Origin of the sequence: Flavobacterium sp. GSP27 (assembly GCF_003970395.1) — a bacterium.
Taxonomy (GTDB): Bacteria; Bacteroidota; Bacteroidia; order Flavobacteriales; family Flavobacteriaceae; genus Flavobacterium.
The window spans coordinates 323,800-344,584 of sequence record NZ_RYDP01000001.1 but is presented as its reverse complement, the minus strand read 5'-3'; the positions used below and the strand labels follow the sequence as shown (position 1 = coordinate 344,584).

18 protein-coding genes and 1 tRNA gene are annotated in these 20,785 nt (G+C 34.5%); 12 read left to right on the top strand and 7 right to left on the bottom strand.

Annotation, left to right across the window (positions count from 1 at the left end; all coding sequences use genetic code 11):
• Positions 1 to 46 precede the first annotated feature (46 nt).
• A complete protein-coding gene (gene aspS / locus EKM05_RS01535) occupies positions 47 to 1,792 on the bottom strand; it encodes an aspartate--tRNA ligase (protein ID WP_126553079.1) in 1,746 nt (581 codons plus the stop codon).
• 226 nt (positions 1,793 to 2,018) lie between these two features.
• Between aspS and EKM05_RS01530 the strand changes: the two genes are divergently transcribed.
• Complete coding sequence (locus EKM05_RS01530) at positions 2,019 to 2,363, top strand: toxin-antitoxin system YwqK family antitoxin (protein WP_126458211.1); 345 nt, start codon at positions 2,019 to 2,021, stop codon at positions 2,361 to 2,363.
• A 534-nt stretch (positions 2,364 to 2,897) separates the two neighbouring features.
• Here the strand turns inward: EKM05_RS01530 and EKM05_RS01525 are convergent.
• From EKM05_RS01525 to EKM05_RS01505, 5 genes are all read right to left on the bottom strand, one after another.
• A complete protein-coding gene (locus EKM05_RS01525; protein ID WP_126458206.1) occupies positions 2,898 to 4,568 on the bottom strand; it encodes a sodium/sugar symporter in 1,671 nt (556 codons plus the stop codon).
• Between the two features lie 31 nt (positions 4,569 to 4,599).
• Positions 4,600 to 5,649 carry a UDP-glucose--hexose-1-phosphate uridylyltransferase gene (locus EKM05_RS01520; RefSeq protein WP_126553077.1) on the bottom strand — a complete coding sequence of 350 codons (1,050 nt, stop codon included), beginning with the start codon at positions 5,647 to 5,649 and terminating at the stop codon, positions 4,600 to 4,602.
• Position 5,650: 1 nt separating this feature from the next.
• The gene (galK, locus tag EKM05_RS01515) at positions 5,651 to 6,820 is read right to left on the bottom strand and encodes a galactokinase (RefSeq protein ID WP_126458199.1); all 1,170 of its coding nucleotides are present in this window, start codon (positions 6,818 to 6,820) and stop codon (positions 5,651 to 5,653) included.
• A 479-nt stretch (positions 6,821 to 7,299) separates the two neighbouring features.
• Complete coding sequence (locus EKM05_RS01510; RefSeq protein ID WP_126553075.1) at positions 7,300 to 8,346, bottom strand: glycosyl hydrolase 53 family protein; 1,047 nt, start codon at positions 8,344 to 8,346, stop codon at positions 7,300 to 7,302.
• A 1-nt stretch (position 8,347) separates the two neighbouring features.
• Positions 8,348 to 9,400 (bottom strand): aldose epimerase family protein, encoded by a 1,053-nt coding sequence (locus EKM05_RS01505; RefSeq protein WP_199745207.1) that lies wholly within the window; start codon positions 9,398 to 9,400, stop codon positions 8,348 to 8,350.
• Positions 9,401 to 9,501: 101 nt separating this feature from the next.
• Between EKM05_RS01505 and EKM05_RS01500 the strand changes: the two genes are divergently transcribed.
• From EKM05_RS01500 to EKM05_RS01455, 10 genes are all read left to right on the top strand, one after another.
• Positions 9,502 to 10,500 (top strand): GntR family transcriptional regulator, encoded by a 999-nt coding sequence (locus EKM05_RS01500; RefSeq protein ID WP_126553073.1) that lies wholly within the window; start codon positions 9,502 to 9,504, stop codon positions 10,498 to 10,500.
• A gap of 81 nt (positions 10,501 to 10,581) precedes the next feature.
• Positions 10,582 to 10,761, top strand: coding sequence for a hypothetical protein (locus tag EKM05_RS01495; protein WP_126553071.1), 180 nt, complete (start codon positions 10,582 to 10,584; stop codon positions 10,759 to 10,761).
• A 253-nt stretch (positions 10,762 to 11,014) separates the two neighbouring features.
• Positions 11,015 to 11,473, top strand: a complete 459-nt coding sequence (locus EKM05_RS01490) for a PEGA domain-containing protein (RefSeq protein WP_126553069.1) — start codon at positions 11,015 to 11,017, stop codon at positions 11,471 to 11,473.
• Positions 11,474 to 12,203: 730 nt separating this feature from the next.
• Positions 12,204 to 13,523: a phage integrase SAM-like domain-containing protein gene (locus EKM05_RS01485; RefSeq protein ID WP_126553067.1), complete on the top strand. Its 1,320-nt coding sequence runs from the start codon at positions 12,204 to 12,206 to the stop codon at positions 13,521 to 13,523.
• A 2-nt stretch (positions 13,524 to 13,525) separates the two neighbouring features.
• Positions 13,526 to 14,860, top strand: a complete 1,335-nt coding sequence (locus EKM05_RS01480; protein WP_126553065.1) for a hypothetical protein — start codon at positions 13,526 to 13,528, stop codon at positions 14,858 to 14,860.
• Between the two features lie 72 nt (positions 14,861 to 14,932).
• On the top strand, positions 14,933 to 15,211 hold the full coding sequence (locus tag EKM05_RS01475) for a helix-turn-helix domain-containing protein (RefSeq protein ID WP_126553063.1): 279 nt from the start codon (positions 14,933 to 14,935) through the stop codon (positions 15,209 to 15,211).
• Between the two features lie 4 nt (positions 15,212 to 15,215).
• Entirely contained in the window at positions 15,216 to 15,530 is a 315-nt protein-coding gene (locus EKM05_RS01470; protein ID WP_126553061.1) for a hypothetical protein, read from the top strand.
• Positions 15,523 to 17,895 (top strand): hypothetical protein, encoded by a 2,373-nt coding sequence (locus tag EKM05_RS01465; RefSeq protein ID WP_126553059.1) that lies wholly within the window; start codon positions 15,523 to 15,525, stop codon positions 17,893 to 17,895. Before EKM05_RS01470 ends, EKM05_RS01465 begins: the two co-directional genes overlap by 8 nt.
• A 267-nt stretch (positions 17,896 to 18,162) precedes the next feature.
• A complete protein-coding gene (locus tag EKM05_RS01460; protein WP_126553057.1) occupies positions 18,163 to 18,369 on the top strand; it encodes a hypothetical protein in 207 nt (68 codons plus the stop codon).
• A 39-nt stretch (positions 18,370 to 18,408) separates the two neighbouring features.
• Entirely contained in the window at positions 18,409 to 18,969 is a 561-nt protein-coding gene (locus EKM05_RS01455) for a hypothetical protein (RefSeq protein ID WP_126553055.1), read from the top strand.
• A 490-nt stretch (positions 18,970 to 19,459) separates the two neighbouring features.
• Here EKM05_RS01455 and EKM05_RS01450 read toward each other — a convergent pair.
• Positions 19,460 to 19,539 (bottom strand) — tRNA-Leu (locus EKM05_RS01450).
• A gap of 290 nt (positions 19,540 to 19,829) precedes the next feature.
• Between EKM05_RS01450 and EKM05_RS01445 the strand changes: the two genes are divergently transcribed.
• Positions 19,830 to 20,771: a ribose-phosphate pyrophosphokinase gene (locus tag EKM05_RS01445; RefSeq protein WP_126458151.1), complete on the top strand. Its 942-nt coding sequence runs from the start codon at positions 19,830 to 19,832 to the stop codon at positions 20,769 to 20,771.
• The last annotated feature ends 14 nt before the right edge of the window (positions 20,772 to 20,785 follow it).

The window sequence follows — 20,785 nt, the reverse complement described above, 5'->3', positions numbered from 1 at the left end:
TATTGACATTCAACGTTTTCTAACGAATTTTATCGACAAACTACAATTACGCTAACTTTATATGCAGCTCTTTTAACTGTGATTCGTCAATTCTAGACGGAGCATCAATCATAACATCCCTGCCCGAATTATTTTTTGGAAAGGCAATAAAGTCTCTAATGGTTTCCTGTCCGCCAAGAATGGCTACTAAACGGTCCAATCCAAAAGCCAATCCTCCGTGTGGCGGTGCGCCAAACTGAAATGCATCCATCAGGAATCCAAATTGCGCTTTTGCATCTTCCGCTGTGAAGCCTAAATATTTGAACATTAATTCCTGTGTTGCTTTATCATGGATACGTATTGAACCACCACCAATTTCATTTCCATTCAAAACCATATCATACGCATTGGCACGAACTTTCCCTGGATCGGTTTCCAGTAAGTGCATATCTTCCGGCTTAGGAGATGTAAAAGGATGATGCATGGCATGGTAACGGCCACTTTCCTCGTCAAACTCTAATAAAGGAAAATCAACCACCCACAACGGAGCAAATTCAGCTGGATTTCGCAATCCTAAACGAGTGGCGAGTTCCATACGCAACGCACTTAACTGCGTTCGCGTTTTATCAGTAGGACCAGAAAGCACAAAAATCATATCTCCGGGTTTTGCTCCGGTGATTTTTGCCCACTGTGCTAAATCGTCTTGATCGTAAAATTTGTCAACGGATGATTTATAGGTTCCATCTTCATTGCATTTTACATACACCATTCCGGATGCACCCACTTGAGGACGCTTCACCCAGTCAATTAATCCATCAATTTCTTTGCGGGTATAGCTCCCAACTCCCGGAACTGCAATTCCAACCACAAATTCCGCCGCATTAAAAACTGGGAATTCTTTGTGTTGTGCTACTTCATTTAATTCCCCAAACTCCATTCCGAAACGAATGTCCGGCTTGTCATTTCCGTAGGTCTTCATAGCATATTCATAGGTAATTCTTGGAAATTTTTCTACTTCAATACCTTTTATTTCTTTTAATAAATGTCTGGTCAGTCCTTCGAAAACATTCAAAATATCTTCTTGTTCCACAAAAGCCATTTCACAATCAATTTGTGTAAACTCCGGCTGTCTGTCTGCTCGCAAATCTTCATCTCGGAAACATTTTACGATTTGGAAATATTTATCCATTCCGCCCACCATCAATAATTGTTTGAACGTTTGCGGGGATTGTGGCAATGCGTAAAATTGCCCTTCATTCATTCTGGAAGGCACCACAAAATCTCTGGCTCCCTCTGGAGTAGACTTGATCAAATAAGGAGTTTCTACTTCACAGAAATCCAAATCCGAAAGATATTTACGCACTTCCATCGCTACTTTATGACGAAACATCAAACTGTTTTTCACTGGATTTCTTCGGATATCAAGGTAACGGTATTTCATTCGGATATCTTCGCCACCATCCGTTTCGTCTTCAATAGTAAAAGGAGGCGTGAGAGAAGCATTCAAAATAGTAAGTTCCGTTACTAAAATTTCTATCGCTCCCGTTGGGATATTATTATTTTTGGCTTCGCGCTCAATAACAGTACCTTTTACTTGAATCACAAATTCACGACCAAGGGTTTTAGCTCTTTCAAAAACTGTTTTATCCGAACGACCTTCGTCAAAAATTAATTGCGTAATTCCATAACGGTCGCGCAAATCAACCCAGTTCATAAATCCCTTATCACGTGATTTTTGCACCCAACCGGCAAGTGTAACTTCGGTGTTAATATGTGAGGCGTTCAACTCGCCACAGTTATGACTTCTATACATGTTCTAAATTTTTGATTATTTTGTCCTTTGGACATGGCTGCAAATTTAGGACTAATTATGAATAATGAATTGAGAAATAAGAAATTTTAGTAATGAGTAACGCAAGGCACTTCGTTAAAATGTTAAATTTTATTCTAATGTTACTAAATTGTTAAGTAAAAGTTTTTTTATTGTAAAATAATTTATATATTTGTTAAGCCAATATGAATTTTAAAAACCCAAAACCATGAAAAAATATATAATATTAACCGCACTGCTTTTTTCAGGAATAGCATTCGCTCAAGAAAATAATCCAAAATTAGAAGCTCTAGGTGATTTAGTAAAAACAACTTACTACTTTGAAAATGGAAAAGTACAACAAGAAGGCTTTTTTAAAAATGGAAAATTGGAAGGGATCTGGACTGCGTACGACACAAATGGTAATAAACTATCTGTTGCTATTTATGAAAATGGAGAAAAAACTGGAAAATGGCTTTTTTGGAATGGCAATAATTTAAACGAAGTAGACTATTCTAACAGCAGAATTGCTTCCGTAAAAACTTGGAAACAAGATGCATTAGTAACCAACTAAAAAAACCTCAACAACTATAAAAGCTTTCGTTACTCCGAAGGCTTTTTTTTGTGCCTTATATTTTTGGGTTAATACATCTTTAAAGTTTTGTCTCATCTAATAAAAAAATGGACATGAAAAATTAAACTAAAAATATAACGTTTCTTCGGGAAATAATCAGTCCTAAATTAAAAAAGTCCTTATAGCCATTAGGTCTAATTTTTAAACCTCACTCCGACTTCGCTCTGTGCTGGCTAGAAATATCGATTTTGTAATTCCGGTAGGCCTGTCACTTTTTTTAGAGAAAACCAAATCTATGTGGCCCAATACCACAGAAGGACTGGAGAAGCAACCTAATAATTGGGCTATCTGGCTCTTTTTTCTATGTTTTTATTAGATGTCTTTTTTATTTAAGATTAATTGAAGTTTTTATGGATTCATAACTAATGGATTTGAATCGTTTTTATGATCCTCAATACACTTTTTTAAACAACAAAAAAGCGATGAATTCAATAGAAATTGAACGCATCGCTTTTTTTGAATCTAAAACATTATCTACCAAAAAATAGTGTAAAACGCTGCAATAATCGAAAGAACAATCAACATGCCTACGGTAAAACCTGGTGACATTTTAAACATGGTACGATCAATTTCCAGACCATTAGTTTTAACGCCTCGCGCTGTTTCATACATACTGATGCTGTACATCCCGATGACACAAATTAAGAAAACAAATCCCATGCGATCAATAAAAGGAATTTCATAGACACCATTCCCATTTGGAACTGAAAAACCGGAAGAATGAAGGAACGATAAATCTACAAAAGCCGGCATGAATTTAAACAGAATAGAAAACATAAATCCACCAATTGTTGCAAACAAAGCCGCGTTAGAAGTTGTTTTTTTCCAAAAGAATCCTAAAATAAACATAGCGAAAACGCCCGGACTTACAAAACCTGTATATTCCTGAATGTATTGAAATCCTCCTTTTTTATCAATTCCAAGAAAAGGCGCTACTACAACTGCAATTAACATCGCCGCTACAATTGCTTTCTTCCCCACATTAACTAATGTCTTTTCATCGGCATGCACATTCAATTTGGTTTTGTAAATATCCAACGTAAAAATAGTAGCGATACTATTCGCTTTTCCGGCCAATGACGCTACAATCGCCGCAGTCAAAGCAGCAAATGAAAGTCCTTTTAGGCCCACAGGAAGCAAATTTAACAAAACCGGATACGCACGATCAGGATTTACTGTACCATCTTGCAACATTTCAGCGCCAAAATGCCCGTTCTGATACAATACAAAAGCAGCTATTCCGGGCAAAACAACAATTATAGGCATTAGCAATTTCAAGAAAGCAGCAAACAAAATTCCATTTCTCGCCGTTTTTAAATCCGCCCCCAACGCACGTTGTGTAATGTATTGGTTACATCCCCAATAATTTAAATTGATGATTAACATTCCTCCTATCAAAACTGACAATCCTGGTAAATCCATATAATTAGGATTCGTTTTTTCAAAAATCATGTGAAAATGGTCGTTTGCATGAGTCGTCATCAAATTGAACCCATTTATAACTCCCGTAGAACCAAATTCTTCGGCAACTAAATTCAATGCTAAATAAGTAGTAACCAATCCACCCAAGATCAAAAAGAAAACTTGAATCACATCCGTATACCCAATCACTTTCATTCCGCCCAGCGTAATCATCACCGCAAAAAACGCTAAGAAAATCATACACAAAGTAATATCCAGACCAGAAATGCTGCTTATCGCCAAAGCGCCCAAATACAATATAGAAGTAAGATTGACCAAGACATACAACAACAACCAAAAAACAGCCATAATCATAGCAACATTACTGTTATACCTTTGATTCAGGTATTGCGGCATGGTGAAAATTTTATTTTTCAAGTATACCGGAATAAAGAAAATAGCAACGATAATCAAGGTAAAAGCTGCCATCCATTCATACGTAGCAATCGCCAGTCCCATTTTGAAACCACTTCCACTCATTCCTATAAATTGCTCCGCACTAATATTACTGGCAATTAATGATGCGCCTATGGCCCACCAAGTAAGCGATCCTTCTGCTAAGAAATAATCTTTACTGCTCGTTTCTTCTTTCTTTTTCTTTCTGTAAATCCATATTCCATAACTGACAATCAGGATGAAATAGAAGAAAAAGACAATATAATCTTGGATTGCTAAAGTTTGCATTGGTTAAATGTATTTAGTTATTGGTTAATGGTTATCTATTTTTATAATGTACATTTGATTGCGCTCTTAAAACGGCTGCACTTTTCTCCGCCGTGATGTCCCTTTGCGATTCACCCATCATTTCATACCCTACCATAAATTTCTTTACGGTTGCAGACCGCAACAATGGTGGATAAAAATGCATGTGAAAATGCCATTCCGGATGCAATTCTCCGTCTGTTGGCGACTGATGAATTCCGGATGAATATGGAAAAGATGTTTCAAAAAGGTTATCGTATTTGGTTGTCAAATGTTTTAAAATAATTGCAAAATCCGTCACTTCGGTTTCCGTGAAATCAGTTATTTTACTCACATTTCGTTTGCTGACAATCATAGTTTCGTAGGGCCAAATCGCCCAAAAAGGGACTAATGCCACGAAATGATCATTCTCAACAACAATGCGCTCGTCCAGTTTCATTTCCTCTTGTAAGTAATCCTGAAAAAGTGTTCTGTTGTGTTTATCAAAATACGTTTTTAGATTTTTTTGCGTTTTTTCCACTTCGGTGGGCAAAGATGATTGGGCCCAAATTTGTCCGTGCGGATGCGGATTGCTGCACCCCATCGCACTTCCTTTATTTTCAAAAATCTGAACGTGGTTGATGTACTCCACATTACCCAAATCCATATATTCTTTTTGCCAGGTACGAATGATATTTTCAATCGCTTCGGCCGGCATTTCTGGCAATGTCAAGTGGTGTTTTGGCGAAAAGCAAACCACTCGAGAAATTCCTCTTTCTGGTTTTGCTCTAAAAAAAGTCTCGCTTATATTTTCCTCAAAAGCTATTTCTTCTTGTTTTAAAGCAGCAAAATCATTTTCAAAAACAAAAGAACTTTCATAATCCGGATTTACCATTCCATTCGCTCTAACATTCCCTGGACACAAATAACAAGTCGGGTCATATTCGGGCAATGCATCCGAAGGTACCACTTCATTTTGCCCTTGCCAAGGGCGTTTCGAACGATGTGGAGAAACCAGCACCCATTCGTTAATTAACGGATTATAACGTCTGTGCGGATCTTCGTTGATATCAAAGTTTTTCATTCTAATTATTGTTATAAAGTGATGTTCCGTTTCCAATTTTAACATCATAAATTTTTAATTCTATTCCAAATTTATCTAAATAAAGAGTAGAGAGCTGCTTTTTAATTCGCTCTTCTTGTCCTTTTTTAATCAAATTAATGGTACAACCGCCAAAACCGCCGCCCATTAATCGAGAGCCTATCACTGATTTGTCCTCTTTCACCGTGTGTACTAAAAAATCCAATTCGGCGCAACTCACTTCATAATCCAATGATAATCCTTCGTGCGTACTGAACATTAGCTGTCCTAAAACTTCAATGTTTCCATCATCCAAAGCGTCACAAGCCAGTTTCACGCGATTCATTTCTTTCACTACAAAAAGGCTCCTTTTGAAAACATTCGCAGACATTTTATCTTTTAGACTCCAAACGTCCTCTTCTTTACAATCTCTAAAACTACTAATTTCCGGGAAATAAGCACTAATTATCGATATTCCTTCTTCACATTCTTTCCGTCTGGTATTGTAAGCCGAGCTAAATAAGGAATGTTTGACATTACTATCGAATAAAACTAAGGAGTAATCACTAAAATTAGCATTATGGTATTCATATTCTAATGTCCTGCAATCAATTTTTATGACTTTGTTTTCAAGACCCATTACACTGGAAAACTGGTCCATAATTCCGCAATTGATTCCCACCCAATGTTCTGCTTTTTGTCCCATAAGCGCAATATCAATGGGTTTAATTTTAAAATTGAACAGTTCATTTAAACCATACAAAAAGCCACATTCTAAAGCCGCCGAAGATGACAAACCGGAACCAACCGGAATATTACTGCTGAAAACACAATTGAAACCCTCCACGGAATAACCGTTCCTTTTCAATTGATTCAAAACACCACGCAGGTAATTTGTCCATACACTATCCGTCTGATTTTGCTCTTCGTTTGTATAAACTTCGAACTCGTCATTCAAATCTATAGCCACAATTTTAGCGGTATCCGAATTGTTTTTTTCGAAAGCAAAACAAATAATTTTATCGATGGCTGCCGGCAAAACAAAACCATCGTTGTAATCAATGTGCTCTCCTATAATATTGATTCTGCCCGGGGAAAGAACAATTTTTTCAGGCTCTGATCCAAAAGTCTCCTGAAAAAAATCAATTGTTTTGTGTACTAAAATGTCATTCATGATTTAAAAATTATCCATTTGCTTTTTTTAGGAACTCGCTGTTGTTATTTTTTTAAATATTCAGTAAAACTATATGAATTTTGGTTTATTTCGTAGCGTACAAGGTCAATTTACCGCTCTTTAGTCCTGCTCCATGTACTTCTGGTTGTATAGCATTGTACGCTTGTCAATTAACCATTTACAGTGAATGTAAGTTAAAATATTCTTTAAATGATTAATGACTTTACTTAAACGAATACCGAGTTTTTACTTGATTTAATTCAAATTAAAAACTTCAATGACTTATAAGTAATAACCATGGTATAATGTCGTATTTTAAAATCAGGATAAAATTATGTAACAATCTGATTTAAAGCTATTTTACTTAAAGTTAATTCTTTTGACTTTACGACTTTTAAACTTTCGACTTACTTATGTTGCAAAAAAATTAATAAAATGCTGTTTTTTTCCTAGGATTAAGCGGCATTTCTTTTCTTTAACTAATCCTTAAACGCATCTAAAGCCATTGATGGTTTTCCGTCAGACTGCCAAGCACTCAGGGAATAACCGCTCCAACTTTTTTCTCCTTGTGGTTCCCAATACATTACGCCAAGTCCTTTGTTATTTAGTACCGCTTCGACTGCTTTGATTGTTGCTGCTAACATTTCGTACGTATTTTGCGCTTTGTCATATTCCCCACCAACTTCTACAACCATCACTTCTTTGTTGTATCTGTCCACCATATCGTTTAGATTATACGCTAAATCCGCAATAGTTTCTGTGTAATCTTTCTTGATCCAAAAAGGATAATAGGACAGTCCAATCACGTCGTACTTTACATTATTTGCTGTAGCGTTATCAAAAAATAATCTGAATTTTTCATTATTATTTCCTTCGTCAAGATGAACGATTACTTTAATTTTAGGATCAATAGCTTTTGTAGCTTCATACCCTTTGTTGAGTAATTGTGCCAATTGATTCCAGTTTTTGGTACTTCCTTCCGGCCACATCATTCCACCTGGAATTTCATTGCCTACCTGAACCCATTCCGGAGTAACTCCTGCTGATTTCAAGGCATTCAAAACATCAAAAGTATGATCATACACATCCGTCATTAACTCCTGAAAAGTATGGTTTTCCCATGCTTTGGGTTTAAATTGTTTGGCAGGATCTGCCCACGAATCGCTATAATGAAAATTGATCATGATGCGCATTCCCATTTTTTGCGCACGCAAAGCCATGGCAACGGTTTCTCCCTTGCTGCAATGCCCACTGGCTTTATCGTCATTTGGATTGACCCAAACACGAAGCCGAATGGTATTCATTCCTCTGTCCTTTAGGAGTTGCAAACAATCTTTTTCAATACCGTCAGTATCATAAAATTTATATCCTGTGGCTTCCATTTGTGGCAACCATCCTATATCAGCTCCTTTTGCAAAAGTAGCAACTATTGGAGTTGGCGTATGATCCACATTCGTTTGAGAATTACTGGACGTAAAAAACAAAAATAACAGTAACAACGACAATATAGTTTTACTATTTTTCATTTTAAAAAGATTGGAATTTATAACTTGTTTTATGATAATATATTTCACCTTTTTTTAGAATAGCATTCGGGAAATGTTCGTGATTTGGTGCATCAGGAAAATTTTGCGTCTCAAAACAAATACCGCTCAAAGCATGATAATTTGCATTTTCTTTTCCTTTTATTGTATCAAAACAGTTCCCACCAACATAGATATGAACCGCGGGCTGATTCGTATAAACGGTCATTTTCAAATTATTGTTTTTATTAAAAAGAGAAGCAGCAAATTCATTTTCCTTTTCTAATACAAAAGTGGCATCAATTTTTGAAGGACACTTTTTAGGTTGATTAAAATCGAAAGGTATATTATCTAAATCCAAAAATCTACCAGTTGGACTATTTTGATCAGTAGTCTCTACCATTTTTTGAGCGTTAACGATTAACTCTTGTTCTAAAATATCAGAATCGTGACCATCGAGATTAAAATAACTGTGATGGGTTAAATTCACAACTGTATCTTCGGTCGAAATGGCTTTATACTCTATAATTAATTCATTGTCTTCCGATACCATATAGGTAATTACTACTGATAAGCCTCCTGGATAATTTTCTTCCCCATCAGGACTGAAATATGCGAAAGTAATAGCCGGGTTTTTGCCTTCTTTCACGTTTTCTACTCGCCAATTTTTTTGACTATATCCAATATTTCCACCATGTAACGAATTATTGTTATTGTTTTTATTTAAATGAAAAGCTTTACCGTTCAAACTAAAAAAGCCATTATTAATTCTGCCAGCATATCTTCCAATGGTTGCTCCAAAGTAAGGCGCACTTTCCAGATCAAATGATTTTATGTAAGCATCTAAAGTATCAAAACCCAATACCACATCTACCAATGCACCGTTTTTCAGTGGCATTTTCAACGAAGTAATAGTTGCACCATAATTGGTGATTTTAAGTTGCATTCCATTTTTGTTAGTTAATTCATAAAGAGAAACCTCTTCACCATCTGATGTAAAACCAAATAATTTCATTACAGAATCAGCTTTAAAATGTGATATGTGTTTTATTTTCATTATTTATTTATGAAATATTAAAACCAAAAGTAAAATAATTACTGTTACTTACATACCAGTACCTACCAGTTTTTGTATATTGCCAAGAAATTCCATTTTTTATGAAAATAATTTCCATTCAAAACAATCTTGGAGTTCCTAAATACAAACAAATTATCATTACCGTTGAGAAGGGAATTGAAAAAGGAAAATTAATAAAAGGAGACAAACTCCCCTCAATAAACAAAGTGTGCTTAGAGTTTTCATTGTCTCGAGATACGGTTCTTCTAGCCTACGACGAATTAAAAAAAAGAGGTATTATTTATGCTATTCGTGGGAAAGGATACTATATAAAAAGCACCGAAGTAAGAATAAAACAAAGGATATTTTTACTTTTTGATGAGTTAAATATATTTAAAGAAGACATTTACAATTCATTCTTGGAAACCATAGGAAGTGATGTTCAGGTTGATATTTTCTTTCATCATTTTAACATTCGAGTCTTCCAAAAACTAATAAATGACAGTAATGGAAACTATACAAAATACATTATCATGCCTACCAATTTAGTCGAGGCGGCATCAGTCATAAAAACCCTACCAGTTAATGATGTGTATATCTTAGACCAAACCAATCTTGATTTAAAAGACTTCCCGGCAGTGTATCAAAACTTTGTAAAAGACATATATGACCGATTGCAGGACGGGAAATCCAGACTAGATAAATATGAAAAATTAATTATGATTTTCCCGGGATTTCGTGAACCTTTGGGAATGAGAATTGGTTTTGAGAATTTTTGCAAAGACTTTGCTTTCGATTATGAAATCATTACTGAATTTAAGAATCGGGAAATTAATAAAGGTGAAGTGTACATCATCCCGAGTGACAGGGATTTAGTGCGTGTAATTGAAAAATCAAAACTTCAAAACTTAAATCTAGGTAGTGATTTCGGCGTTATTTCCTACAATGAAACGCCTTTGAAAAAAGTAGTTGAAAACGGAATCACAACCATTTCAACGAATTTTGAAGCTATGGGAAGAATTTTGGCACAGATGATTTTAAAAGGTACAAAAGAACAAATTGAGAATAAGAGTGCTTTGAATGTCAGGAATTCGTTATGATGAGCTAAACCCTATAAAATCCTTTGAGATAATATGTTAAAAAAACAAAAAAGTAACCACAAAAGTAAATACATTTGTTAGATGATAAAAGTCCGCCAAGCGCAAATAATAAAAATAGGTAATTCTCACGGGATTAGAATTCCTAAAGACTTCCTAAATGCATTGGGCACCAAAGAAGTTGTCATACAACACTTTGATTATTATTTCCATAAAAACAACCATATCACCACGAAGCGAATGGAAGCATTCTCACTAAAATGAAGATTAAACAACAAACAAAACAGGATTCTCCAACCTCTACAGGTGAATTTGATGTCTAGATTTAATATTTGAAAAATCACTAAAAGTGGGTATTGTGGCTCTCTTTTTTTAAACATATTTTTGCAGGTATAATTTTATTAAAAAAATAAATGTCGCTTAATTACTACTCAAATAAGAACTGAGAATATAAAAAGTCGGAACAAGCCGAAAAAAGACTTTAAACTGAAGTAAGCCAATTATAAGTTACATTATTATGAAAATTAAATTTATTTTATCACTGGTTATCGCTTCATTACTTTTTACAAGTTGTGCATCTATTTTTACAGGCTCAAAAAGAAACGTATTATTTGAAACAGACCCTTCAGGTGCAAAAGTATTTATCAACGGATTTGAAAAAGGAACTACGCCAGTTCAAATTAAAGTAAAGGCAGACGACAGGGTTGACTTTAAGTTAGATAATTACAAAGAGAAGGTTGTTGTAATGGATTCAAAATTTAATTTAGTTGCAATCTTGAATGGCTTTAGCATAATTGGCTGGGGTGTGGATGCACTTACAGGTTCGTTAAAAAGAGTTGACACTAAATATGTAAAGGTAACACTTGAAAACACTGATAAAACAGCCTTTATCAAATATATGGAAAATGGAAAAATCAACAAAGTAAATATAAATGAAGGTAGTAAGGTTATTGAAACAGTAATCGTACTGAATTAATAAAAACATCAACGATGTCAATTCAATCGTCTGTAAATTTTCATCAAACGATAATTGGTACAACATAATTAGTTTAAACAGGAAGAGCAGCTATAACAGTTGCTCTTTTTTTGTTGAAAGATTAAATCAAAGGTTACTATTCAAATATAATTTCAGCTAAAATCAAAACAACAAACGGTAATAATTGTGAAAAGTAAATAATATTTTGTTCTTTCAGTAATCATAGTATGTATATTTAAAATGCGCAATGAATTATTATTTAGCACTTCTGTAGTTATTAATTATTTTATTTTTCATTCGCTGAATAATTAAGACTTTAGACTAATAATAAATATATTATTTACCCGATAGCGCGGATACATCTCTCTTTGATCGTGCGGGATTGAATTCCGCACCCGCAATCAATAGCAAACAAAGCAAAACTACACAGGAATTCGTTGTGACATAAAACCAAAAAAACCGCTTCTTTCGAAGCGGTTTTTGTACCCGGAGCCGGAATAGAAACCTATCAATTTGGCGTTTTTTAAAACCTCCCGAAAACAGCATAAAAATAACCTTCAACCTCAACAAATTCAATACTTAACAACCATTTACACAAAGATAAAATAATTGAATGAAATTGAATAAAATGCAATAAGATAGTGAAAATGTTTGGCAAATGTTTGGCAACTTTTGGAAACGTCCTACAAATTGAATATCTTTGTTTTGTTCAACCGTTCAACTAAAAAATATGGCATCAATTAATTTCAGATTGCGAAGTGAAGCAAACAAAAATGTTTCAATAAAAGTTTACACCTCTCTCGGACGTGGAAAATTTATTGAATTAAACACGGGTTTTTCTATTAACCCGAAAGACTGGAGCGAAAGCACAGACCGACCAAAACAAAACACAGCCGAAAACAAAGTAATTTTTAACAACCTCAAAAAATTGGAGTCATTCCTTTTTAAGAGTATCAATACTGATATGGGCGAAAGTGTTGTAATTGATACTTTTTGGTTGAACTCAAAAATTAATGAATGTTTTGAACGGATACAAATAACCGACGAGGGAATAATTACAAACTACATTCAAAGCATAATCGACACAGCCGACACCCGAAAAGTAAAAGTAAAAGGCGGTTACAAACACGGACTTTCATTAAGTAGAAAAAATAGTTACATAGCCACAAAAAACATTTTAAAAGAATACCAAACCAAAACCAAAAAGCAAATTCACTTTATAGACGTTAATCAGGTGTTAATAGATAAGTTTGAACATTGGTTACTCAAAACTAAAAAGTACGCCGTAAACACCGCCTCAAAGCATATTGCAAACATTAAGACCGTTTGTATCGAAGCCGAAAAAAAAGGCATACAAGTTAATGCGTATGCGAAACAAATAGCCATAGTTTCAGAAAGCGACGACGACCGATACATTCAAACTTTGTCCTTTGCCGAATTGGACGACATTAGAAAAGCGGACATCATAAGTGAGGCGCACCAAAACGCCCGTAAATGGTTATTGATTGGGTGCGAGATTGGACAACGTGGCGGGGATTTACTCGACATAACACCGGACAATATAAGATACACAGCCGGGAATATGTATTTAGACTTAATACAGCAAAAAACAAAGAAACCCGTTACTATTGGAATAATAGCCCCGCACGTTATCGACATACTAGAAAACAGTTTTCCGTATAAAATCACAACCCAAAAACTAAACGAACATATTAAAAAGGTTTGCGAAACTGCCAAAATTACCGCAATGACCGACGGCAAAATATTTGACAAAGACACAGGGCGCAAAGTGTTCAAAGCATACGAAAAACACAAACTAATTACGACACATAGTTTTCGCCGTTCCTTTTGTACCAACTATTATAAAAAGATACCAACACCCGTATTAATGGGTATATCCGGGCATAGTAAAGAGGCGATTTTTAGAACCTACATAAATGCACCGGAAGACACAGACGAAAACGCCAATTTGTTTATGAAGTTTTACAACGACATACACAAAGACAAAGCACCCGAAATGAAAGTAATACTTAATACAGGAACGGAATAATTATGTACGATTATCTATTTGGAACTAATACCCAAAACGCTTTTGCACTTGCAGAAAAGTACAATCTTTCAGAGTACGACCGTGATTATATCTTACATAATTACTGGCCTATAATCAAAGTCAGTAATTTTGATACCGAAACCATAAAAGAAAAATTAAACACCCTTAAAAATGAATTTATAAAAGAGAATACAATCTTTGATTTAGAAATTTTTAATCGAGAAAATACGACATTGTTAATTTATGAACTAAACCAATATATTGATATTTTGAAACGTGGAAAAGTTAAAACTTGGGATAAATACGACGATAATTTTTTTCATATTTTTAAAACGGAATCCGACATCCCCGAAAAAATACTTCTTATTTCAGATAAAAATATTACACAACTTGAAGTTTATTTTAAAAGTATTTTGAATGCTTTTCAAAGTTTTACTAAAGAACAAACAGGGGCAAAAATTATGATTAAAAAGTTACCACAATTAGAAGACGTTTTTTTTGTTCATTACCAATGTGATAATTTTGAAGACGGAAATCAAATAACAAGTTTAAGTATTTTTGCCAATGATAAAACGATTGAGTTTTATAACGATACAGAAAGCGAAAACATAGAAAAATATTGTAAAAAAGTATTTGAGTTATGTAATAGCGGTTTAATTCCAATACATTGGGGGCAAAATAAAACTTATTACGGTATTGACCATATTATAAGCCGTTACAAGGAACTAACAGGCAAAACAATAGAATTAGAATATAACAATAATATTAACCTTAGTAGATGGTTAATATACGCTTATGGCGAAAGATATATTGCACACCCTCGATTAGATAATTTAGCAATACTGAATGAATTTAACGGGATTACGAATAAAGAAAGTAAAATATTTCACACTAATAGACTTGTATTACTTACAAAAATTTATTATAACGCTTTAAATAATACATTAAAAACAGAATCCAAACCGCTCGATTTGTCGGACACCCCAACAGTTGAAAATAAAATAATAGTTATCAAAGAACCATACGGCAAAATGTTTTCAAATAATGGTTTTGAACTGTTTGAATATCTACTAAACGAACACGTTAAACCAAAAGAAACAAAAGGGCGAAAATCCGATTTGATTTATTATTATTGGGAAATGTACAACAGCAAAACCCAATACATACACCAAAGACCTGCAACGTTTTTTAAATGGTTTGACGAAAAATACAACGAAACAACAGGACAATTAAAAACGTATAACAACGTAAAAACACCCCAAAGAATAAAGGATTATTCAACCGCTTTAGGTTGGTTTAAATCAAAAAATAAAGAGTGTACCGTTAGTGTACCGTAAAAAGTACAATCTTGTATTTAACGCAGTACGACCGTATTTAATCCTTTGCATATCATTTAAAACAAAAAAGATATGCAAACTATTCAATTTATCCAAACAACCCCGGAGCAACTACAAAGCGAAATTTCAAACGGGGTAAAAATCCAATTACAGGAATTTTTAAAACATTTCAAACCAATTCAACCCGCCGAGTATTTAACACGTCAACAAGTGGCGAAAATGTTTGATGTGGATTTGTCAACCGTTCATAATTGGTGCAAGTCGGGAAAACTCAAACCTTTGGGAATTGGTTCAAGGGTTTATTTTTTAAGAACAGACATAGAGGCGTGTTTAATCCCATTAAATCAATAAGGCTATGCAAGATAAAATCCCACATAGCCCCGAAAATATTTTGTCAACTACCGACGGCAAAGATACGAACTCAAAGAACCAAGAAAAAACCATATTTGATTTTTTACAAAATCACACCGCCACCGCTTCGATGGTTTCAAAAGCTACCGGAATACCCCAAAAATGTATTTGCCGTTACAAACGAGATTTAGAGCAACGTGGACTACTTTTCGAGGTTGAGAGAAAACTTTGCAAATTGACAAGTTTTAAAGCGTGGTATTTAACCACAAACCCCGATTTATTCCCAAAGTCTAATCTTAAAAAATTAGGCAATGAATAAAGAAAACAAAACCGATGTAATGAGCGACTGGAAAGCCGAATTTACAAAGAGAGTCCAAACCGAAAGCAAAAGCCGTAAACAAACATTTACTTTTTATGATGCGTGTCAAAAAACAGACTATCACAACAACCGGGATAAAGTCTTTTTGTCCGTTGTTTCTTTTTTAAGAAGTGAGCCGTTACAAAATAACGATTATGTAAAATTTGTTTCTTGTTACATAACCACAGGGAAAAAACTCGATGCAAAATACTTTAAAAACAATGGCAACAAGCTAAACGAATATTATAAAAAGGTTGATGAGGCAAAAGCAAAAGGCGAAACATTCAACCCGTTTAGTGTCAAAGCATACAAAAGATATGTTTTGTTTATGGTTTTGAAGTTTAGCGGGGAATATACAAGCGATTTAGATGAGGCGTTTGGGGTTCAAACCGTTGGACATAGGGAATACAACCCCTTAACAAATTTGCCGTCCGTATTGCGTGGGGAATTGCCTTTTGACGTGATGGAATTAGATATTTATAGAGAGTTCCCCACTATCATAGATGAGATATTAGGCACTAACCACAGGCATAGTATCTATGAAGTATTAGACAAAAAAACCTTTGCTTATTTGCTTAATTCTAATGTAACTAATGAGAGTGCAGATTATGAAAAGACAATAAAAGAACTGTCTAAGGTTTACGGCGATGAGGACGCAAGGAAAGTCTTAACGCCTGAAATGTTCAACACTAAAGGTGGTGCATTTGAGTTTTATTCGAGTTATGAAAAAGGATATATTAATGACTGTGTTGAGGATAATGGTTTTGTTAATTACGTGCGATTACACGACGGTATTTTTATAGAAAAGGACACGGAAATTAAGAAAACAACATTCGGAATAGTGGAGTTTAAAATTAAGGAATGTATAAAACCACCTATCGAAAATGAAATAGTAAACTTTTACACCATTGACGAAAGCGATAAAGTGTATACTTCGCCAACGATGTACGCCGACTTTTTTATACAAGAAAAGTTTATAAGAATTTCGACACCCGACGACAAAATATTTTTATTGAGAGATACTAATAACGTGGTTGATTTTTTCAATCATAATACCGATACGGTTTCATTTTTAAAGGACAATATAAACGAGTTTTCGGGTTCGTTTGATGCAGTAGCGGACACAATAGCGAGGGAAAATTTTAGCACCGTTAAACAGGGTTTTTTATTAATTCCCTCGATTGAATTAAAATATTATTCGGACACTAAAAACACTTTCGGACTGCCTTTTAAAAACGGTTTCTACTATTTCGATATGAATGACAAAGGAACATTAAAACAAAAAGAGTACACCGATGTAAAAGGATTTTTTGCACCTCACGAAATACAAAGCCGAGAGTTTAAATATACTGATGAGGTTGGAATGTTTGAGCATTTTTTAATTAGAGCGTGTACCGGGCGAAAAGAACCCAACACACAGGACACAAAAAACATTTTTGAGAGCTTTAAGACGATGTTTGGTTATTTGTGTCACAACTATAAAGATATGACAAAAAACCCGTGTATTGTCCTTACTGATATGGATGCGGACGACGAAACCCGAAACGGACGACGGGGCAAAACATTAATATCTAAAGCCGTTCAAGAAGTACAGGAATCAATTATAAAAGGCGGTAAAGAATTTGACAGCGGTTATACTTTTGTATTTGCAGACCTTGACAAAAAGCATAATGTTTATATTATTGACGACGTGCCGGCGGGTTTTAAGTATGATGATTTGTACACCAATATTTTGGGGGATATATCTTGTCAAAGAAAAGGACTGAAAGCCGAATTAATCAAATTTAAAGATGCGCCAAAGTTTGCTATTACTTCAAATTGGGTTGTTCCTTATGATGAGCGAAACGCCTCAACAAATGGGCGGTTTATTGAATACAAGTTTACAAACTATTATACAACAAGCCACACCCCGAAAGACGAATTTAAGTGTTCCTTTTTTCAAGATTGGAACGCCGACGAATGGAATCGGTTTTACTCTTTTGTTTTTCGATGCGTAAAACTGTTTTTGCAAAAGGGAATTATAAAAACCGAGTACAATAAGACAGACGACAATTATAAGGCGTACTTCAATAACGATGCAGTTTATACAGAATTTCACCGATGCGTTAATAATTTCGTTATCGACAAGACTTCTTTAGAATTTTCAGTTACGGACTTTTTGAAAGAGTACAATGATATTTTAAACCCTTTGCGATTTGAAAAAATATTTACAACCAAGAACGCCAAACGGTTTATAGATGCGTGGGCGGGTAAATTCAACACAGAAAAACGAGGATTTTGGTTTGAATATTCACAAAGGACACGAAACTGGATTAAAAAGTATTAAACCGTTACACTTGTTACAGATGCGTTACACTTGTTGTTACACTTCAAACCCGCACCATTAATACGATGTTACACTTGTTACACTTTAAAACAATGTACTAACAGTTTTAAAAAAGTTAGTAGTAGAGAATGTTTAATATTTCATATCATATTATAAGTGAGATTTAAGTGTAACAACCGTAACGAATTTGATAATCAAATAGTTATCCGTAACAACAAGTGTAACACAACCGTAACCGTTACACATAAAACTAAAAAAAACTAAAAAATGGAATTAGAGCAAAAAACAACCAAAGAAATAAGAACCGTACTAAAATCGGTTATCAATAAAGAGTTACTAAACATCGAAACACTTTTCGAGGGATTACCTCCAAAGGAACGTTTAGAAATACTCGTTAAATTAATCCCCTATGTATTACCTAAAGTTGATAATGTAAATTATAGTTTGGGCGAAACAACCGATTGGGGGATATAAAAATGTTCCCTAATAATTTAGGTTAAAAATCAAAGCAAAATGAGTATCGAAAATTGTAGTACATTAACTGTAACCAAACTGAAAGAGTGGGGTTATTTGAACAATGGCATAAAAGAGGGCGTAATATCGTGGAGCATATCGGGCGAAGTTCATTCGAGAATTGGGATAAAATCAAATATATCTGAATATAATAAATTCGTAACCCTTGACTATAAACAAAATGGGGAGGTTATTACTTATGACGTTCGTTTTATATCGATACCCTCAAATTTAGGTAAAGGCGAAATTTTGTATTTCGTTTGTCCAAGCACTGGAAAGTACTGCAGAAAACTATATCTTAACTCAAAGTACTTTTTGCACCGGGAAGCCTTCATTTATTTGAATTACCAAAAACAAAATGAATCAAAAAAAAACCGTCGCTTAATTTCCATATTGGACAAAGTATATTTAAATGATGAGGTTTACGACGAACAATTTAAAAAACATTTCAAAACTCACTATAATGGAAAAGTAACCAAACGATACCAAAAGATTTTAGATAAAATAAAATTATCCGAGAGTTATCCGTCGGGCATAATTGAAAGTTTACTTATGATGTAAAAATATAACCGTTCAGAGATGAGCGGTTTTTTTATAGTTCGTGCCTATCTGTTCACGTGTTTAACTATTTGATTAATCAATTTTTTTCAAGTTCATTCCTATCCAAAAGTAAAGCAATACGCGCGCGTAGCTCTTAGAAAATAATAGTTTTGCACTATCTGTTTATGTGTGAAGCATTTTTTATAGTTCGATATACTGCAAAAATAAAAGTTCATTACTATCTGATACGCACATACAGGTAAAATAATTAACAAAAACGAACCAATACGCGCACGCGCGAGGCAAAACAAAAATATGAACATAAAAAAACGGTAGTTGTTCAAGCTACCGTTTTACGTTGTTCAAACGTTGGTTTAAAATTGGCATCGTAAACCGTTACAAATGTATTGAAAATTTAAGTGTATTTGAAAATGTTTGGCAATGGTTTGGCAACCACAATAAAAAAAGCCCGTAAAGTGTTGATTTACAACGCTATTACGGACTTTTAATGTACCCGGAGCCGGAGTCGAACCGGCACGGTTTCCCACAGGTGTTTGAGACCAGCGCGTCTACCAATTCCGCCATCCGGGCTTAGCTAGACATGAAATAACAACAGTTATTTCAACGCAATAAAAGAGGTGGTTGTGTTTAAATCAACCATCAATTCCTTTAACACGGTGCAAATGTAAAAAATAATATTAAATGTTCAACTAAAAATACTTAATTTTTTCCTTTCAGAGTTGAATAAATTTTATAAATTTGCACCTCGTTAAAAACACAACACACAACTAACTACACCCGAGGCAAATACAAACATACGGCTTTATACAAATGACAAAGCCAACAGTATGGAGCGCAGCGGAATAAAAACAACAAATTAAATGTCACACCTAGAACCAGAAGCTAAAATTTTTGCGTGTTCACAAAGTGTCTATCTGGCTGAAAAAATAGCAGAGCAATACGGAATCCCTTTAGGTAAAATCACCATGTCAAAATACAGCGACGGTGAATTTCAGCCTTCTTATGAAGAGTCTATCAGAGGATTACGGGTTTTTATCGTTTGTTCTACTTTTCCAACGGCAGATAATTTGATGGAAATGTTACTGATGATTGATGCTGCAAAACGGGCTTCGGCACGACACATAACGGCAGTAATTCCTTACTTTGGTTGGGCAAGACAAGATAGAAAAGATAAGCCAAGAGTTCCGATAGGAGCTAAATTAGTGGCTAATTTACTTGATGCTGCAGGCGCAACAAGAGTAATGACCATGGATTTGCACGCAGATCAAATTCAAGGATTCTTTGAAAAACCGGTAGATCACCTTTTTGCATCGACAATATTCTTGCCCTACGTAAAAAGTTTAGGTTTAGACAATCTGACTATCGCTTCTCCAGACATGGGAGGTTCAAAAAGAGCCTATGCGTATTCTAAATTCTTAGAATCGGATGTGGTGATTTGTTACAAACAAAGAAAAGAAGCCAATATTATTGACACCATGGAATTGATTGGTGAAGTTAAAGGTAAAAATGTAATCTTAGTAGATGACATGATTGATACCGGAGGCACTTTGGCGAAAGCCGCAGATTTAATGATCGAAAAAGGAGCACTGAGCGTACGAGCAATTTGTACACACGCGATTTTATCCGGGGATGCTTACGAAAAAATAGAGAATTCTAAATTATTAGAATTAATCGTCACCGATTCTATTCCGTTAAAGAAAGAATCAAAAAAAATAAGAGTGTTGAGTTGTGCGCCTCTTTTTGCTGAAGTTATGCACATGGTGCACCACAACAATTCCATAAGTGGAAAATTTATAATGTAATACATTAGTCGTAA